Genomic DNA, 16,371 nt, shown 5'->3' with positions numbered 1-16,371 from the left:
GTGTCTTATTCTTTTGTCGTAAAAGAAACACCACTCAGCTGGCTTTGGCGTATGGAAAGTGTGCCATCACGTTAATAGTTAGTCGCAGATATTATCTACTCACCGTGTCGCTATGCCTTACCCATCATTACGTCGCTCATTTATGTGTAAACCGCCTTTAAAATGCCACCGTATTTATCAATCTATTGATTAGTAAAGGAAATTAAAGAAGGTGAATAGGGCTGAAGAAGCTGAGCAAAGGTAGAGGTGGTTTAATAAAAATAGTTGCCCGTTAAAAAAACAGGCAGTCATCTCCCTTTGTTGATACCTCCTCGGTATGGCTAAGCACCTAAACAATATTGGTTCCCTCTTCCTCACGCAATCAAACTGACATCAAGTCAACGATTGCCAGACGCTGGAGCCTGCATGTCAACCGTCATCCAACATATTGAGACGTTGCTGGTCGACCTACCGACCATCCGTCCTCACAAACTCTCCATGACCACCATGGCCTGCCAAACCATGGTCATTGTGCGCATGCGCCACTCCGACGGTATCGAAGGGCTTGGCGAAGGCACTACCATTGGCGGCCTGGCCTACGGCCCAGAAAGCCCAGAGAGCATTAAGCGCAATATTGATACTTATCTAGCTCCACTGCTGGTCGGCCAGCCCTCCAACAATGTCCACCAGTTGCGTGCTCGGCTTAACCGCCATGCTCGCGGCAATATGATTGCCAAATCTGCATTAGAAACAGCTCTGTTGGATGCTCAGGGCAAACGCTTGGGATTGAGCGTCGCCGAGCTGCTGGGCGGCGTACGTCAGGATCACTTGCCCGTGCTGTGGACGCTAGCCAGCGGTGATACCGCCAAAGATATTGATGAGGCCATGCTGCGTTTAGAACAGCGTCGCCACTGCGACTTCAAGTTAAAAATTGGTGCTAACCCGGTGGATCAGGACGTGCGCCATGTGGCGGCGATCAAGGAAGCGCTGGGTGATCGAGCAAGTGTGCGAGTTGATGTTAATCAGGCGTGGGATGAATCCACCGCCGTTCGCGGTATTCAGGTGCTACAGGATGCTGGCATCGAGTTAATTGAGCAGCCCATTAGCGCTCGTGAACATGCCGGCCTAGTTCGCTTGGCTAACCGCTTCAATGTGCCGATGCTCGCCGATGAGGCGGTGCAAGATGCCCGCGACGGGCTTGATCTAGTGTGCGGCGGCTTCAGTGGTGCCTTTGCGCTAAAGATCGCCAAATCCGGCGGTATTTACGGGGTACTTGAGCTGGCTCACGTCGCCCAAGCGGCTGGCATTGGCTTATATGGCGGCACCCTGCTGGAAGGCACTATCGGTACGGCTGCCTCTCTACACGCCTGGGCAACGCTGCCAACAATGGCTTGGGGCACGGAAATGTTCGGCCCGCTGCTGTTGCAAGACGACATCGTCGTTACCCCTCTCAACTACACCGAGTTTGGAGTGGAGTTACCGCAAGGGGCCGGCCTCGGCATCACCCTGGATGAAGATAAGTTGGCGCACTACTCACGTAAGTAACAGTCACGCACGTAAACGTCACTAAAGTAACGCCACGGCAAATAAAGCCATCGTTTAGATCGCCCGCGATGAAAAGAGGAGAGCCATATGCTGTTTCAAGTTGAGATGACCGTTAAGTTGCCGCCCGACATGCCAGCCGAGCAGGCTGCCAAGATCAAGGCAACGGAAAAGGCGTATTCCCAAGACCTACAGCGTCAGGGTAAATGGCGTCATTTGTGGCGGGTAGCGGGTAGCTACTCAAACATCAGTATTTTTGACGTGGAAGACAACGCTGAGCTGCAGGAACTCGTCAGTAACCTGCCGCTATTCCCCTATATGGAGATCAGTGTCAAACCGCTGTGCCGTCACCCCTCTTCAGTGCGCGACGACGACAGTTAATTATCGATAGAACGCGCCAGTTCTTTTTATAAAACAAAAGCCTATAAAAATAGAGGTTTTCATCATGACCGTGAAGATATTCGATACACCCGAAGTGCAAGATTTCCTAAATGCCGTTGCTGGCGTTGATCAGTCAGGCGGCCACGACCGCGCCAAGCAGATCGTTCATCGCCTGGTTGGTGATCTGTTCAAGCTGATCGATGACTTCGATGTCACCGAGGAAGAGTACTGGGCGGCGGTTAACCTGCTCAATGCCCTGGGTAGCCAGACCCAATTCGGCCTGTTGTCCCCAGGGCTGGGCTTTGACCACTTCCTCGATATGCGTCAGGACGCTATCGATGCCGAAGCCAAGCGCACCGGCGGCACCCCACGCACCATCGAAGGCCCCCTATACGTGGCCGGCGCCCCCGAGGCGGAAGGCTTCGCGCGCATGGACGATGACACGACCGAGGGCGAGACCATGTGGCTGACCGGCCAGGTGCGCGATGTGAATGGCACCCCGATTGCCGGTGCGAAGGTCGAGATCTGGCACGCCAACTCCCAGGGCGGCTACTCGTTCTTTGACCCCTCACAATCCGAGTACAACCTGCGCCGCACGATCTACGCGGACAGCGACGGCCGCTACACCGCGCGCAGCATTATCCCCTCCGGCTACGGCGTACCCGAAGGCGCCCCCACCGATGTGGTGCTCAAGTCCCTGGGCCGTCACGGCGAGCGTCCGGCGCATATCCACTACTTTGTCTCCGCACCGGGCCATCAGCACCTGACCACACAGATCAACCTGGCGGGCGACCCCTACACCTATGACGACTTCGCCTTTGCTACACGGGAAGAGCTGGTGGTGCCCGCCGAGCGTATTGACGACCCGGCCGAGATCGCCAAGCGCGACCTGGATGGCCCCTTCTCCCACGTGGTGTTCGATGTGGAGCTGGCCCAAACCGACGCCGCCGAACTGCAGGTACGTCACGCCCGCCCGCGGGCTAAAGAAGACGACCAGGATCTGGCCAGCCAGCTCGCCGGTACCGCCAAGGTATAACCCTCATGCCTTGAGCAATGCGGGCCTTCCCCTTGGCCCGCCTTCGCAAGACATAACAGCGCGACATCATCAATACGAGGAGAGAGATCATGACGACGCAGCTTGATCAGCTCGAAGCCCGCGTGCGCGGCGCTGTCCAAGATGAGCCCGATAACGGCATCTTCCGCTGCCACCGCAGCATGTTCACCGATCCTGACTTCTTTGAACTTGAGCTAAAGCACATCTTCGAAGGCAACTGGCTGTTCCTGGCCCACGAGAGCCAGGTCGCGGAACCCGGTGACTACATGACCGTCACCATGGGCCGCCAGCCAGTGATTATCACCCGCGACAAGCAGGGCGAACTGCACGGCCTGATTAACGCCTGCGCCCACCGTGGTGCCACCCTATGCCGCCGCAAGCGCGGCAACAAAGGCACCTTCACCTGCCCGTTCCACGGCTGGACATTCAAAAACGACGGCCAACTGCTCAAAGCCAAGAACGAGAAGAACGGCGCCTACCCTGAGCAGTTCAAACAGGATGGTTCCCACAACCTCAAGCGCCTACCGCGCTTTGAAAACTACAAAGGCTTCCTGTTTGGCAGCCTGAGCGATGATGTTCAACCGCTCGAACAACACCTGGGCGAAACCACCAAGATCATCGACAACATCGTCGACCAAGCCCCGGAAGGCCTGGAGATCCTGCGTGGCACCTCCTCCTACACCTACACCGGCAACTGGAAGCTGCAGGCCGAAAACGGCGCCGATGGCTACCACGTCAGCTCCGTACACTGGAACTACGCCTCCACCATGGAGCGCCGCAACTACGACGCGGGCGGCACCAAGGCAGTGGACGCCGACGGCTGGTCGAAGAGCAAAGGCGGCTTCTACTCTTATGAAAACGGCCACATGATGCTCTGGACCCGGCTGCTTAACCCGGAAGTGCGCCCGGTCTATCAGCACAAAGAGCGGATCCAGGAGCAGCTGGGCGAAGCCCGCGCTGACTCCATCGTCAACCAGACCCGCAACCTCTGCCTTTACCCCAACGTCTACCTGATGGATCAGTTCTCCACGCAAATCCGCGTGATCCGTCCCATCGCCGTGGACAAAACCGAAGTCACCATCTACTGCTTCGCGCCCAAAGGTGAAGCCGCCGAAGACCGGCGTGTGCGTATCCGTCAATACGAAGACTTCTTCAACGTCTCCGGCATGGGCACCCCCGACGACCTCGAAGAGTTCCGCGCCTGCCAAGAAGGCTACAACGGCGCGCTGGCCGAATGGAACGACCTCTCCCGCGGGGCCCAACAGTGGATCGAAGGCGCCGATGAAACGGCCCAAGCGATCGACATGAAGCCCCTGCTCAGCGGCGCCTCCCCGGAAGACGAAGGGCTCTACGTGCTGCACCACCAGCACTGGGTCAGCGAAATGCTGCGCGCCATCGACAAAGAGCGCAGCCAATTTATCGCCACCGCGACCGCCTAAGCGCCCAGCGCCAGAAGAGAGGAGAGAAGTGCCATGAGCATTAGCTATCACGACATCCAAGCTTTTTTGTACCGTGAAGCACGGCTACTCGATGACCGGGAGTGGGACGAGTGGCTCACGCTGTACCGTAAGGACGCCGAGTTCTGGATGCCCGCCTGGGACGACGACGACCAGCTCACCCGGGATCCACACAGCGAGATATCGCTGATCTACTACCCCAACCGTGAAGGGTTAGAAGACCGCGTTTACCGGATCAAGACCGAGCGCAGCGGGGCGAGCACGCCGGAACCGCGCACCACCCACCAGGTGACTAACCTGGAGATCCTGTCGCAAGAGGGCGACACGGTAGAGCTGCGGTTTAACTGGCACACGCTCAACCACCGCTACAAGAAGACCGACAGCTTCTTCGGCACGTCGTTTTATACCCTGGACGTGTCGGGTGAGAGCCCGCTGATCACAAGAAAAGTCGTGCAGTTGAATAACGACTATATCCATCAGGTTATCGACGTTTACCACGTGTGACCTGAGGGGAGAGGAGAATTCACCATGAGTTATACCATTGCCCTCAACTTTGAGGACGGCGTTACCCGGTTCATTGGCTGTAAAGAGGGGGAAACCGTTCTCGACGCCGCTTACCGGCAAAAAGTTAACCTACCGATGGACTGCTCTGACGGCGTATGTGGCACCTGCAAAGGCCACTGCGAACAGGGCGAATTCGACATGGGTGACGAGTATCTGGAAGATGCGCTTTCCGATGAGGAAGCGGCTGAAGGCCAGGTGCTCACGTGCCAGATGGTGCCTTCTTCGGATTGCGTTATTCAAGTGCCAGTGGCATCCACGCTGTGTAAAACACAGGTGGGCAAGGTTGAGAGCACGGTAGCAGCAGTTGAGCAACTTTCCGAAGATAGTATTGAGCTCGTCGTTGATTTGGATGATGCCGAAGGCCTCGCTTTTTTGCCAGGGCAGTATATTCATATTGATGTGCCCGGTACTGAGGTGCACCGCTCCTACTCTTTCAGCTCATTGCCGGGGGATAAGCGCGCCACCTTCTTAATTCGCAACATCCCCAACGGGGTAATGAGCGGCTACCTGACCGAGCGCGCGGCGGTGGGTGAAAAGCTTACGCTGACTGGCCCGCTAGGTAGCTTCTACCTGAGGGAAGTGAAGCGCCCGGTGCTAATGCTGGCAGGTGGTACTGGGTTGGCTCCGTTTCTCTCCATGTTAGCGCAATTGGTCGAAAAGGGCTGTGATGCACCGATTCATATGATTTACGGCGTCAATAAAGATGACCACCTAGTCAAAACGGATGCGTTAGATGCCTTCGTAGAAAAAATTCCTAGCTTCACCTACGCCACAGTGGTAGTCGACGAGGCTAGCGAGCATTCGCGTAAAGGTTACGTGACGCACCACATGGACGCCGAGGTAATGCATGACGGCGATGTGGACGTTTACCTGTGTGGTCCGCCCCCGATGGTAGATGCTGTGCTGAAGTACTTCGACGCTGAAGGAATCGAGCCCCAGAGCTTCCACTATGAGAAATTCACACCTAATCAAGTGGGGGAGAGCGCATGAGCAATCAACGTTTTGACGGCCCACGTTTTCAAGATCGAGTAATGGTGGTCACGGGTGCTGCTCAAGGAATTGGGCAGCGGGTTGCTGAGCGCGCCGCCGTTGAAGGTGCGCGCTTGGTATTGGTAGATCGCGCTGATGATATCCACGAGATCGTTGCTGAGCTAAGCAAGCAGGGCTGCGAAGTGTTTGCGGTACAAGCCGACCTGGAAAAATGGGAAGGCGCCGAGCAAGTCATGCAGGCGACGCTCTCTCACTTTGGTCGCATCGATATTCTGGTTAATAACGTTGGCGGCGCAATTAACTTCAAGCCTTTTACCGAGTTTAGCGAGGCGCAAATCGCCGCAGAGATCAATCGTTCTCTAATGCCTACACTTTGGTGCTGTCGTGCGGCGCTGCCAACCATGGTTGAGCAGGGCAGCGGTGTCATCGTCAATGTCTCTTCAGCGGCAACGCGGGGTATTCACCGTATCCCCTACTCGGCAGCAAAGGGCGGTATCAATGCGATGACTGCGTCGCTGGCGTTTGAGTATGCCGAGCACGGTATTCGTGTCGTCGCCACGGCACCCGGTGGCACCGAAGCCCCGCCACGGCGTATTTCGCGTGGAACGCCAACGCCCAGTAACGAGACTGAGAAGGCGTGGTTTCAAGCACATATCGATCAGACTAAGCAGAGCTGCTTGATGAGCCGCTATGGAACATTGGATGAAATGGTCGCCCCTATTTTATTCCTTGCTTCCGAAGAGGCCAGTTATATCACCGGTAGTGTATTGCCCGTAGCGGGCGGTGACCTTGGTTAGCAATAGTGAATTCTAGATAAAACTAGCAATCACTCTAAGCACAATAATCCCCTGGAGTAGACCGTGAAACATATTGAGAAAGGCGTCAGCCTAAGGCATGCGCCCCGCGATTTCCTGCGCGACCTCAATGCCGACAACGCCAGTACTGGGCTAGTGGCGGGAATTTTAGGGCTCAGCGTTGGGGTCGTTCACATCAGCGCTGGCACGTCTGCGGGTCTGGATTCCTCCTTCATCATGATCTGGGTGATCAGCTACTTGATGATCAATGGCCTGTTTGGACTCTTCATGCCGGCCTATTACCGTTTGCCGTTGCCAATGGCTAACTCTATCCCCGGTGCATTAATGTTTGCAGCGGTCATCCCTGTAATCGGCCTAGAGGCTGCATTAGGCGCCAGCTTGATTGCGGGGGCTATTACGCTAGTTGCTGGCGTGACCGGAGTGATGGGTATCGTTATGCGTTTGATACCGATGCCGATAGTGATGGGCATGGTGGGCGGTATGCTACTTAGCTTTGGCCTCAACATGGTTAAGCCGTTGGAGAGCGCTATCGTGCCAGCCTCTATCATGATCCTGGCTTTTTTCTTCTCTGCACGCCTCTTACGTAAGGTGCCGCCTCTGGTTGTGGCGATGCTGGCGGGCATTGTGTACTTGATGGCAACCGGGGTTGACTTGTCCGGTATCGAGGCGACGATCCGTTTTCCCGAGTTCATCATTCCCGAATTCACGTTAGGCGCCTTTCTAACCTATGGTTTACCGCTTGCGATTATCCTGGTGGGCATGGAGACCCCCGCGGGTGTCGGCCTAGTGAAGGGAATGGGTTACAAAGAAGTGCCCGCTAATGGAATCACTGCGGTGGGCGGTTTCGGAACCATGGTGTCTGCTTTTTTCAATCTGCACAGTACCTGTATTGCCGCCCCCATGACCGGCGTCTGTGCCTCACCAGAAGCGGGAGCTCATGACAAACGTTGGGTGGCGGCGGTGATTGCTGGGGCTATCTTTGTGGTTGCCGCGCCTTTCTACGGCTATGTGGTCAGCCTACTGGAGGCTACGCCGCGCTACTTTATTGCCATTATCGCCGGGCTGGCACTTATGCGGGTCATCACCTCCTCAATGGCTATCGCCTTTGCAGGCAAGAAACATGAAATAGGTGCACTGTTTGCCTTTCTAATTGCCGCGTCGGGAATTCAGATTCTCGGTATTGGCGCCACGTTCTGGGCGTTAGTTCTGGGCGTGATTGTTTCGGCCATCTTCGAAACCAGGGATTTCGAGTTCATATTCACCCGCGAGGTAGCCAAAAAGAGCGGCTGATCTCACACAACTCCTGCAACTTCATAGTGGTTATCCTCCTTGACCCGTGTCTGCTTTTGCAGTGCGGGTCTTTTTTGTCCCATTTTACGTTTAACTGTCCCTTTATCCTTTTGTCGCAAGTTGAAATTAATTGTTCCTCCTTTGGAGCAGGTCAGCTGAATGTTATGCCACGCAAAAACCACGATATTGGTTTAAAGGTTAAGTTAATGATGAGTCTGGCTGGGCATTATTAGCAGGCTTAGTATTAATGTTTAGCGATTTTACTTTTAAAATAGAAGGTTAGCTTTTTTTACTGGCTCCACTTAGGAAACAAATATTCAAAATCCCCTCTCTCTGAGATACCTATGAAGTATGGGAAGGAACTCAAACGATATTGGTCTGGAAGTCGCAGCATGATCGATATTAGTGACGAACATAACAACAACTGTCGTCTTTAGGCCCTTGATAGGCGTATTTACTCTTCAGCAGGTACTACCGCTATCGCCGGGCTCCAAGACAACAATAAAACCAACGATAGGGTTTCACCATGACCGTAAAAATATTCGACACGCCCGAGGTTCAAGATTTCCTAAATGCCGTTGCTGGCGTTGATCAGTCAGGCGGCCACGACCGCGCCAAGCAGATCGTTCATCGCCTGGTTGGTGATCTGTTCAAGCTGATCGATGACTTCGATGTCACCGAGGAAGAGTACTGGGCGGCGGTTAACCTGCTCAATGCCCTGGGTAGCCAGACCCAATTCGGCCTGTTGTCCCCAGGGCTGGGCTTTGACCACTTCCTCGATATGCGTCAGGACGCTATCGATGCCGAAGCCAAGCGCACCGGCGGCACCCCACGCACCATCGAAGGCCCCCTATACGTGGCCGGCGCCCCCGAGGCGGAAGGCTTCGCGCGCATGGACGATGACACGACCGAGGGCGAGACCATGTGGCTGACCGGCCAGGTGCGCGATGTGAATGGCACCCCGATTGCCGGTGCGAAGGTCGAGATCTGGCACGCCAACTCCCAGGGCGGCTACTCGTTCTTTGACCCCTCACAATCCGAGTACAACCTGCGCCGCACGATCTACGCGGACAGCGACGGCCGCTACACCGCGCGCAGCATTATCCCCTCCGGCTACGGCGTACCCGAAGGCGCCCCCACCGATGTGGTGCTCAAGTCCCTGGGCCGTCACGGCGAGCGTCCGGCGCATATCCACTACTTTGTCTCCGCACCGGGCCATCAGCACCTGACCACACAGATCAACCTGGCGGGCGACCCCTACACCTATGACGACTTCGCCTTTGCTACACGGGAAGAGCTGGTGGTGCCCGCCGAGCGTATTGACGACCCGGCCGAGATCGCCAAGCGCGACCTGGATGGCCCCTTCTCCCACGTGGTGTTCGATGTGGAGCTGGCCCAAACCGACGCCGCCGAACTGCAGGTACGTCACGCCCGCCCGCGGGCTAAAGAAGACGACCAGAATCTGGCCAGCCAGCTCGCCGGTACCGCCAAGGTATAACCCTCATGCCTTGAGCAATGCGGGCCTTCCCCTTGGCCCGCCTTCGCAAGACATAACAGCGCGACATCATCAATCCGAGGAGAGAGATCATGACGACGCAGCTTGATCAGCTCGAAGCCCGCGTGCGCGGCGCTGTCCAAGATGAGCCCGATAACGGCATCTTCCGCTGCCACCGCAGCATGTTCACCGATCCTGACTTCTTTGAACTTGAGCTAAAGCACATCTTCGAAGGCAACTGGCTGTTCCTGGCCCACGAGAGCCAGGTCGCGGAACCCGGTGACTACATGACCGTCACCATGGGCCGCCAGCCAGTGATTATCACCCGCGACAAGCAGGGCGAACTGCACGGCCTGATTAACGCCTGCGCCCACCGTGGTGCCACCCTATGCCGCCGCAAGCGCGGCAACAAAGGCACCTTCACCTGCCCGTTCCACGGCTGGACATTCAAAAACGACGGCCAACTGCTCAAAGCCAAGAACGAGAAGAACGGCGCCTACCCTGAGCAGTTCAAACAGGATGGTTCCCACAACCTCAAGCGCCTACCGCGCTTTGAAAACTACAAAGGCTTCCTGTTTGGCAGCCTGAGCGATGATGTTCAACCGCTCGAACAACACCTGGGCGAAACCACCAAGATCATCGACAACATCGTCGACCAAGCCCCGGAAGGCCTGGAGATCCTGCGTGGCACCTCCTCCTACACCTACACCGGCAACTGGAAGCTGCAGGCCGAAAACGGCGCCGATGGCTACCACGTCAGCTCCGTACACTGGAACTACGCCTCCACCATGGAGCGCCGCAACTACGACGCGGGCGGCACCAAGGCAGTGGACGCCGACGGCTGGTCGAAGAGCAAAGGCGGCTTCTACTCTTATGAAAACGGCCACATGATGCTCTGGACCCGGCTGCTTAACCCGGAAGTGCGCCCGGTCTATCAGCACAAAGAGCGGATCCAGGAGCAGCTGGGCGAAGCCCGCGCTGACTCCATCGTCAACCAGACCCGCAACCTCTGCCTTTACCCCAACGTCTACCTGATGGATCAGTTCTCCACGCAAATCCGCGTGATCCGTCCCATCGCCGTGGACAAAACCGAAGTCACCATCTACTGCTTCGCGCCCAAAGGTGAAGCCGCCGAAGACCGGCGTGTGCGTATCCGTCAATACGAAGACTTCTTCAACGTCTCCGGCATGGGCACCCCCGACGACCTCGAAGAGTTCCGCGCCTGCCAAGAAGGCTACAACGGCGCGCTGGCCGAATGGAACGACCTCTCCCGCGGGGCCCAACAGTGGATCGAAGGCGCCGATGAAACGGCCCAAGCGATCGACATGAAGCCCCTGCTCAGCGGCGCCTCCCCGGAAGACGAAGGGCTCTACGTGCTGCACCACCAGCACTGGGTCAGCGAAATGCTGCGCGCCATCGACAAAGAGCGCAGCCAATTTATCGCCACCGCGACCGCCTAAGCGCCCAGCGCCAGAAGAGAGGAGAGAAGTGCCATGAGCATTAGCTATCACGACATCCAAGCTTTTTTGTACCGCGAAGCACGGCTACTCGATGACCGGGAGTGGGACGAGTGGCTCACGCTGTACCGTAAGGACGCCGAGTTCTGGATGCCCGCCTGGGACGACGACGACCAGTTGACCCGAGACCCACACAGCGAAATCTCGCTGATCTACTACCCCAACCGTGAAGGGTTAGAGGATCGGGTCTACCGGATCAAGACCGAGCGCAGCGGGGCGAGTACACCGGAGCCGCGGACCACCCACCAGGTAACCAACCTGGAGATCCTGTCGCAAGAGGGCGACACGGTAGAGCTGCGGTTTAACTGGCACACGCTCAACCACCGCTACAAGAAGACCGACAGCTTCTTCGGCACGTCGTTTTATACCCTGGACGTGTCGGGTGAGACCCCGCTGATCACAAGAAAAGTCGTGCAGTTGAATAACGACTATATCCATCAGGTTATCGACGTATACCACGTGTAATCGATAGAGATAAGACAGGGACGTCACTTACTGCGGTACACATCTTGCTAATAACCACCCAAGAACCACCAACAACAACTCAACCCTGGTGAAAATATAATGAAAACATTTAAAAAGACCTCTCTTGCCACGCTTCTAAGCGCTACTGCCATGCTGTCAGCAGGCAGTGCCATCGCCAATGAAGATCCGGTGAAACTCGGTTTGATGCTCCCTTACTCAGGTACCTATACGGCACTTGGAGAAGCCATTACTAACGGCCTAAAGCTTGCCATTGAACAAGAGGGCGGTCAGCTAGGCGGTCGTGATGTGGAGTACGTTGAGCTTGATTCAGAGGCTGACCCTTCCAAAGCACCTCAGAACATGAGTCGTCTAGTTAACGGAGACGATGTTGACTTCGTCATTGGGCCCGTACACTCCGGCGTTGCCATGGGCATGCTGCGCGTGGCTAAGCAGACGGGCGCGATTACGATCATTCCCAACGCGGGGCTGGGTGCCGCTACTAATGAGCTGTGCATGCCTAACGTCTTCCGCACTTCCTTCAGTATGTGGCAAGACAGCTACCCCATGGGCAAAGTGGCCTATGAGCAAGGTCATCGTAAGATTGTCACTATTACCTGGGACTACGCGGGCGGCAAAGAGGATCTGGCCGGTTTCGAGGAGGCGTTTACCGCTGAGGGCGGTGAGATTATCGAGCAGATTTTAGTTCCGTTTCCCAGTACTGAGTTTCAGAGTTATTTGACGCAAATTGCCAGTCTTGAGCCGGATGCTGTCTACACCTTCTTTGCTGGCGGCGGCGGTGTTAGCTTCGTTACCGATTACGCTGCAGCAGGGCTCAAAGAGTCGATCCCTCTTTATGGTTCTGGCTTCCTTACTGAGGGTAATTTAGAGGCCCTGGGCGATGCCGGAGAAGGCGTTATGACCACGCTGCACTACGCCGAAACCCTCGAAAATGATGCCAACCAGGCCTTCGTTTCAGCCTACGAAAATGCCTACGGTGAACTGCCGGATACCTACGCGGTACAGGGCTATGACACAGGCATGATGCTGGTTCAGGCGCTTTCAGTACTGGGTGGCGATACCTCAAATCAGGAGCGCTTGATTGAGGTATTGGCCAACGTCCATTTGGCGAGTCCACGGGGGCCCTTGAGCTTCTCAGACTCCCACCACCCCATTCAAAATGTTTATCTACGCGAGATTCGCGACGGTAAGCACGAAGTCTTACGTATGGCTTATGAGAATCTAGAAGTACCCGATGATGCCTGTCAGATGTAACCACATCGGTATGCATTCTGGGGCGGGCATGGCTCGCCCCTCACTCAGATTCTCGGAGGGATCTTATGGATCTCGCATTTTTCAGCGTACAGCTCCTTAACGGTCTGCAGTACGGCTTGCTGCTTTTTTTGATTGCCAGCGGTTTGACGTTGATTTTCGGCATCATGGGCATCATCAATCTGGCCCACGGCGCTATGTATATGATTGGTGCCTATTTGGTTTACGACCTTACCCTGCGCTTGGGTAATTTTTGGCTGGCTATTCTGGTGGCTATTCCTATCGCTATTGCATTGGGACTTATTATTGAGCGGCTGTTTCTGGATACGCTCTACAAGCGCGATCACCTATATCAAGTATTGCTAACCTTCGGTCTGATTTTAGTGCTCAACGAAGCACAGCGGATTATTTGGGGGGGCGATGTGCATCGTGTTGCGGTGCCTGCACCATTCGATGCCAGTATTCAGTTGACTGATAACTTGCAGTACTCGGTGTACCGCCTCTTTGTGATGGGCGTCTGCCTGGCATTGGCTGGGGTGATCTATTGGGTGATGCGGCATACGCGGCTGGGCATCATCATCCGCGCCGGCGCGGTTAATCGCGACATGGTTGAAGGGCTGGGAATCAATGTCCGTACCCTCTTTACGCTGATTTTCAGCGTGGGTGTTGCGCTCACTGCCTTTGCGGGAATGATCGCCGCACCGCTCACCTCTATCGCGCCAGGCATGGGCGATAGCATTCTCATCACTTGCTTTGTCGTCGTCGTCATCGGCGGTATTGGTTCCATTAAAGGAGCCTTTTGGGGCGCCATCATCATTGGCATGGCCACCACCTTTGGGGCGGTACTCATCCCTAGCCTTGCCAGCATGGTGATCTACCTGATTATGGCGGCGGTATTGCTGGTGAAACCGCGCGGTCTTTTCGCGTGAGGAGAGTAAGAAATGTTACATAGATATCCCAAGCGCGTTGCGTTCATCATGCTGGTATTAACGGCTTTGGTGGCTGCTTTTCCTCTCTGGGGAGAAGCCGTATTCGGTAATCAGGCCAACTTCATGTTGGAGAAACTGACCCTGATGCTGATTCTGGCCCTGTTTGCCATGAGCCTGGATCTGCTGGTAGGCATTGTGGGCTTAGTCAGTCTGGGGCATGCGCTCTTCTTCGGTTTGGGGGCTTACACTCTAGCGTTAGCCAGCCCTGATTTTAGTCCGGCATCCATGTGGTGGATGCTGCCTCTTGTAATGGGCGTCTCTGCGTGTGTGGGTTTAGTGGTAGGTATCTTAGTGATACGCACTAAAGGCATCTTCTTCATCATGACGACGCTGGCATTTGGCCAGATGCTTTACTACTTCATTAGTACATCCCAGTTTGCGGGAGGAACCGATGGTGTTTTTATTATGTTCCGACCGAGTTTGGCATTAGGGGAGCGTACGCTGGTAGATCTTGATAACCCTTACAGCTTCTTTTACTTCTGTTTAGGGATGCTGCTTCTCGGCTACTTCTTTCTACGCTGGCTCACTCGCTCCTACTTTGGTCAAGTGCTCGACGGTATTCATGACAACGAGCACCGAATGCAGGCCTTAGGCTATGCCACCAGCGGCTATAAACTGGTTGCCTTTGTTATCGCTGGGGTTATGGCAGCGATTGCTGGCATGTTAGCGGCGATGCAGTACGGCTTCGCTAATCCGGCTCAGCTGGGCTGGCACACCTCTGGCGAAGTGCTGATGATGCTGATTTTAGGCGGCATGGGCACCATCTTTGGCCCCATTTTAGGCGCTTTCGCCTACGAAATTTTGCTCTATGTTTACGAGCATGCCACGACGCACTGGCCGATACTCATGGGGCTGACCATTATCGTTGCCGTACTGGTGCTTCCTCGCGGGATTGCGGGCTTGATTGTAGCGCCGCCCTGGAAAAGCAAGCCTCAAACGACGACTAAAACCGTCGAAAATCCCAAAGTGTCTCCCTCCGTTCAACCCATTACCCACAATAAGGAGGGCTAAGCTATGCGCGATGAAGTCATTTTAGCCACGCATGGGTTGACTCGCCGATTTGGTGGTTTAGTGGCAGTCAACGACGTTGATTTTGACGTTAAATCTAATGAAATCCACGCTATTTTGGGTCCTAATGGCGCGGGTAAAAGTACGCTAATCAATCTGCTCTCTGGCGAGATCCCCCCTTCTGAAGGCCAGGTGCTCTATCGCGGTCAGCCGATCCAGGGTAAAAGCGCGCGCCAGATCGCCCGCATGGGCATTGGCCGCAGCCACCAGAAAACCAATATATTCCCACGCCTGAGTTGCCTGCAGAACTGTGAACTGGCGGCGCGTATTCATATGGGCGGCGTGTTTGGCAGCTGGCGTTCGCGCCAAACCTCGCGGCAAGTTAGTGAGCGTGCTCAAGAGGTACTGGATACCTGCCAATTGAACCATCGCGCTTATACGACTGCATCAGATATGAGCTATGGCGAACAGCGCCAGCTGCAGATCGCGATGGTATTGGCGACAGCGCCGTCGCTGATGCTACTTGATGAGCCAATGGCGGGAATGGGGCGTGAAGAGACCGCTCAAGTCACCGAGCTGCTCGCCGGCCTAACGGATCGCTACACACTGGTGCTGATTGAACACGATATGGACTCGGTCTTCCGCTTAGCTGATCGCATTACCGTCATGGTCGATGGCTGTGTGTTGGAGAGCGGCCCGACCGAGCAGATACGCTCCAGCGAAAAGGTACGCGATGTCTACCTGGGGCGTCATGAAGAGGGGGCAACCGCATGAGCGCAGAGCAAACCAATACGCCATTGATTGATGCCCGGGGGCTACACACTTACTACGGTGAGAGCCATATTTTGCATGGGGTGGATTTGACCCTGATGCCTGGTGAGACGCTGAGTCTGCTGGGCCGCAATGGTATGGGCAAGACCACGACGCTGAAATCGATACTGGGGTTTGTCCCACCTCGGCGCGGCGAGGTGTTTATTAAGGGCGTCTCGGCGACCAAGCGGCGCCCCTGGCAACTGATTCGCCAAGGGATTGGCTACGTGCCGGAGGGACGCGGTATTTTTCCAGGCGTCAGTGTGCGTGAGCATCTGATTATGGCCGCACGTCCTAATGATCGCGGGGAGTCTCCCTGGACGCTAGAGCGCGTTCTGGATACGTTCCCGCGCCTGGGTCAACGTATCAATCATGATGGTTCCTTTCTCTCAGGCGGCGAACAGCAGATGCTTTCTATTGGCCGTGCGCTGACGACCAACCCCGACCTGATGATCCTTGATGAAGCGACCGAAGGTCTTGCACCGCTGATTCGCGATGAGATTTGGAAGATCATAGGTGAGATCAAAGCGACCGGAATTTCTACCATTATCGTCGATAAAAATATCGATAACCTTCTGAAGATAGCAGAAAAACACCTGCTACTGGTCAAGGGGGAAGTGGTCTATAGCGGTGATTCTCAGGGACTAAAAGATAATCCATCAATTCTTGAAACCCACCTCGGCGTTGCTTGATACAGCTCCGGCAAGCAGGTGCTTGCCGGAGCTGTTGGTTACTCGTTAAATACT

Annotated in this window: 16 protein-coding genes; all 16 read left to right on the top strand. The window is 55.5% G+C overall.

The genetic code is table 11. The features are described 5' to 3' along the window. Positions 1 to 405: 405 nt before the first annotated feature. The 16 genes from E0L35_RS03025 (at position 406) to E0L35_RS02950 (ending at position 16,317) form a co-directional block, all read left to right on the top strand. Positions 406 to 1,524 (top strand): muconate/chloromuconate family cycloisomerase, encoded by a 1,119-nt coding sequence (locus E0L35_RS03025; protein ID WP_138799550.1) that lies wholly within the window; start codon positions 406 to 408, stop codon positions 1,522 to 1,524. 87 nt (positions 1,525 to 1,611) lie between these two features. Continuing rightward, a complete protein-coding gene (gene catC, locus E0L35_RS03020; RefSeq protein WP_138799549.1) occupies positions 1,612 to 1,902 on the top strand; it encodes a muconolactone Delta-isomerase in 291 nt (96 codons plus the stop codon). Between the two features lie 64 nt (positions 1,903 to 1,966). Next, positions 1,967 to 2,938, top strand: a complete 972-nt coding sequence (gene catA, locus E0L35_RS03015; RefSeq protein ID WP_138799548.1) for a catechol 1,2-dioxygenase — start codon at positions 1,967 to 1,969, stop codon at positions 2,936 to 2,938. Between the two features lie 89 nt (positions 2,939 to 3,027). Then, complete coding sequence (locus E0L35_RS03010; RefSeq protein WP_138799542.1) at positions 3,028 to 4,395, top strand: Rieske 2Fe-2S domain-containing protein; 1,368 nt, start codon at positions 3,028 to 3,030, stop codon at positions 4,393 to 4,395. Between the two features lie 33 nt (positions 4,396 to 4,428). Next, positions 4,429 to 4,917 (top strand): benzoate 1,2-dioxygenase small subunit, encoded by a 489-nt coding sequence (gene benB, locus E0L35_RS03005; RefSeq protein ID WP_138799547.1) that lies wholly within the window; start codon positions 4,429 to 4,431, stop codon positions 4,915 to 4,917. Positions 4,918 to 4,941: 24 nt separating this feature from the next. After that, positions 4,942 to 5,967, top strand: coding sequence for a benzoate 1,2-dioxygenase electron transfer component BenC (benC, locus tag E0L35_RS03000; protein WP_138799546.1), 1,026 nt, complete (start codon positions 4,942 to 4,944; stop codon positions 5,965 to 5,967). Next, complete coding sequence (benD, locus tag E0L35_RS02995; RefSeq protein WP_138799545.1) at positions 5,964 to 6,764, top strand: benzoate diol dehydrogenase BenD; 801 nt, start codon at positions 5,964 to 5,966, stop codon at positions 6,762 to 6,764. The genes benC and benD overlap by 4 nt, the downstream gene beginning before the upstream one ends. Before the next feature lie 63 nt (positions 6,765 to 6,827). Beyond that, entirely contained in the window at positions 6,828 to 8,072 is a 1,245-nt protein-coding gene (locus E0L35_RS02990) for a benzoate/H(+) symporter BenE family transporter (protein ID WP_138799544.1), read from the top strand. A 526-nt stretch (positions 8,073 to 8,598) separates the two neighbouring features. Next, positions 8,599 to 9,570, top strand: a complete 972-nt coding sequence (gene catA, locus E0L35_RS02985; RefSeq protein WP_138799543.1) for a catechol 1,2-dioxygenase — start codon at positions 8,599 to 8,601, stop codon at positions 9,568 to 9,570. Positions 9,571 to 9,659: 89 nt separating this feature from the next. Beyond that, the gene (locus E0L35_RS02980) at positions 9,660 to 11,027 is read left to right on the top strand and encodes a Rieske 2Fe-2S domain-containing protein (protein WP_138799542.1); all 1,368 of its coding nucleotides are present in this window, start codon (positions 9,660 to 9,662) and stop codon (positions 11,025 to 11,027) included. A 33-nt stretch (positions 11,028 to 11,060) separates the two neighbouring features. Further along, complete coding sequence (benB, locus tag E0L35_RS02975; protein WP_138799541.1) at positions 11,061 to 11,549, top strand: benzoate 1,2-dioxygenase small subunit; 489 nt, start codon at positions 11,061 to 11,063, stop codon at positions 11,547 to 11,549. A gap of 99 nt (positions 11,550 to 11,648) precedes the next feature. Continuing rightward, the gene (locus E0L35_RS02970; RefSeq protein ID WP_138799540.1) at positions 11,649 to 12,821 is read left to right on the top strand and encodes an ABC transporter substrate-binding protein; all 1,173 of its coding nucleotides are present in this window, start codon (positions 11,649 to 11,651) and stop codon (positions 12,819 to 12,821) included. A gap of 65 nt (positions 12,822 to 12,886) precedes the next feature. Next, positions 12,887 to 13,747 carry a branched-chain amino acid ABC transporter permease gene (locus tag E0L35_RS02965; protein ID WP_022521206.1) on the top strand — a complete coding sequence of 287 codons (861 nt, stop codon included), beginning with the start codon at positions 12,887 to 12,889 and terminating at the stop codon, positions 13,745 to 13,747. 12 nt (positions 13,748 to 13,759) lie between these two features. After that, the gene (locus E0L35_RS02960) at positions 13,760 to 14,818 is read left to right on the top strand and encodes a branched-chain amino acid ABC transporter permease (protein ID WP_138799539.1); all 1,059 of its coding nucleotides are present in this window, start codon (positions 13,760 to 13,762) and stop codon (positions 14,816 to 14,818) included. A gap of 3 nt (positions 14,819 to 14,821) precedes the next feature. Continuing rightward, positions 14,822 to 15,589 (top strand): ABC transporter ATP-binding protein, encoded by a 768-nt coding sequence (locus E0L35_RS02955; RefSeq protein ID WP_138799538.1) that lies wholly within the window; start codon positions 14,822 to 14,824, stop codon positions 15,587 to 15,589. Next, entirely contained in the window at positions 15,586 to 16,317 is a 732-nt protein-coding gene (locus E0L35_RS02950; protein WP_138799537.1) for an ABC transporter ATP-binding protein, read from the top strand. The genes E0L35_RS02955 and E0L35_RS02950 overlap by 4 nt, the downstream gene beginning before the upstream one ends. Positions 16,318 to 16,371 lie beyond the last annotated feature (54 nt).

This window comes from Halomonas sp. ATBC28, assembly GCF_005937175.1.
Lineage (GTDB): Bacteria > Pseudomonadota > Gammaproteobacteria > Pseudomonadales > Halomonadaceae > Vreelandella > Vreelandella titanicae.
This window is presented reverse-complemented; position numbering and strand designations above follow the sequence as displayed.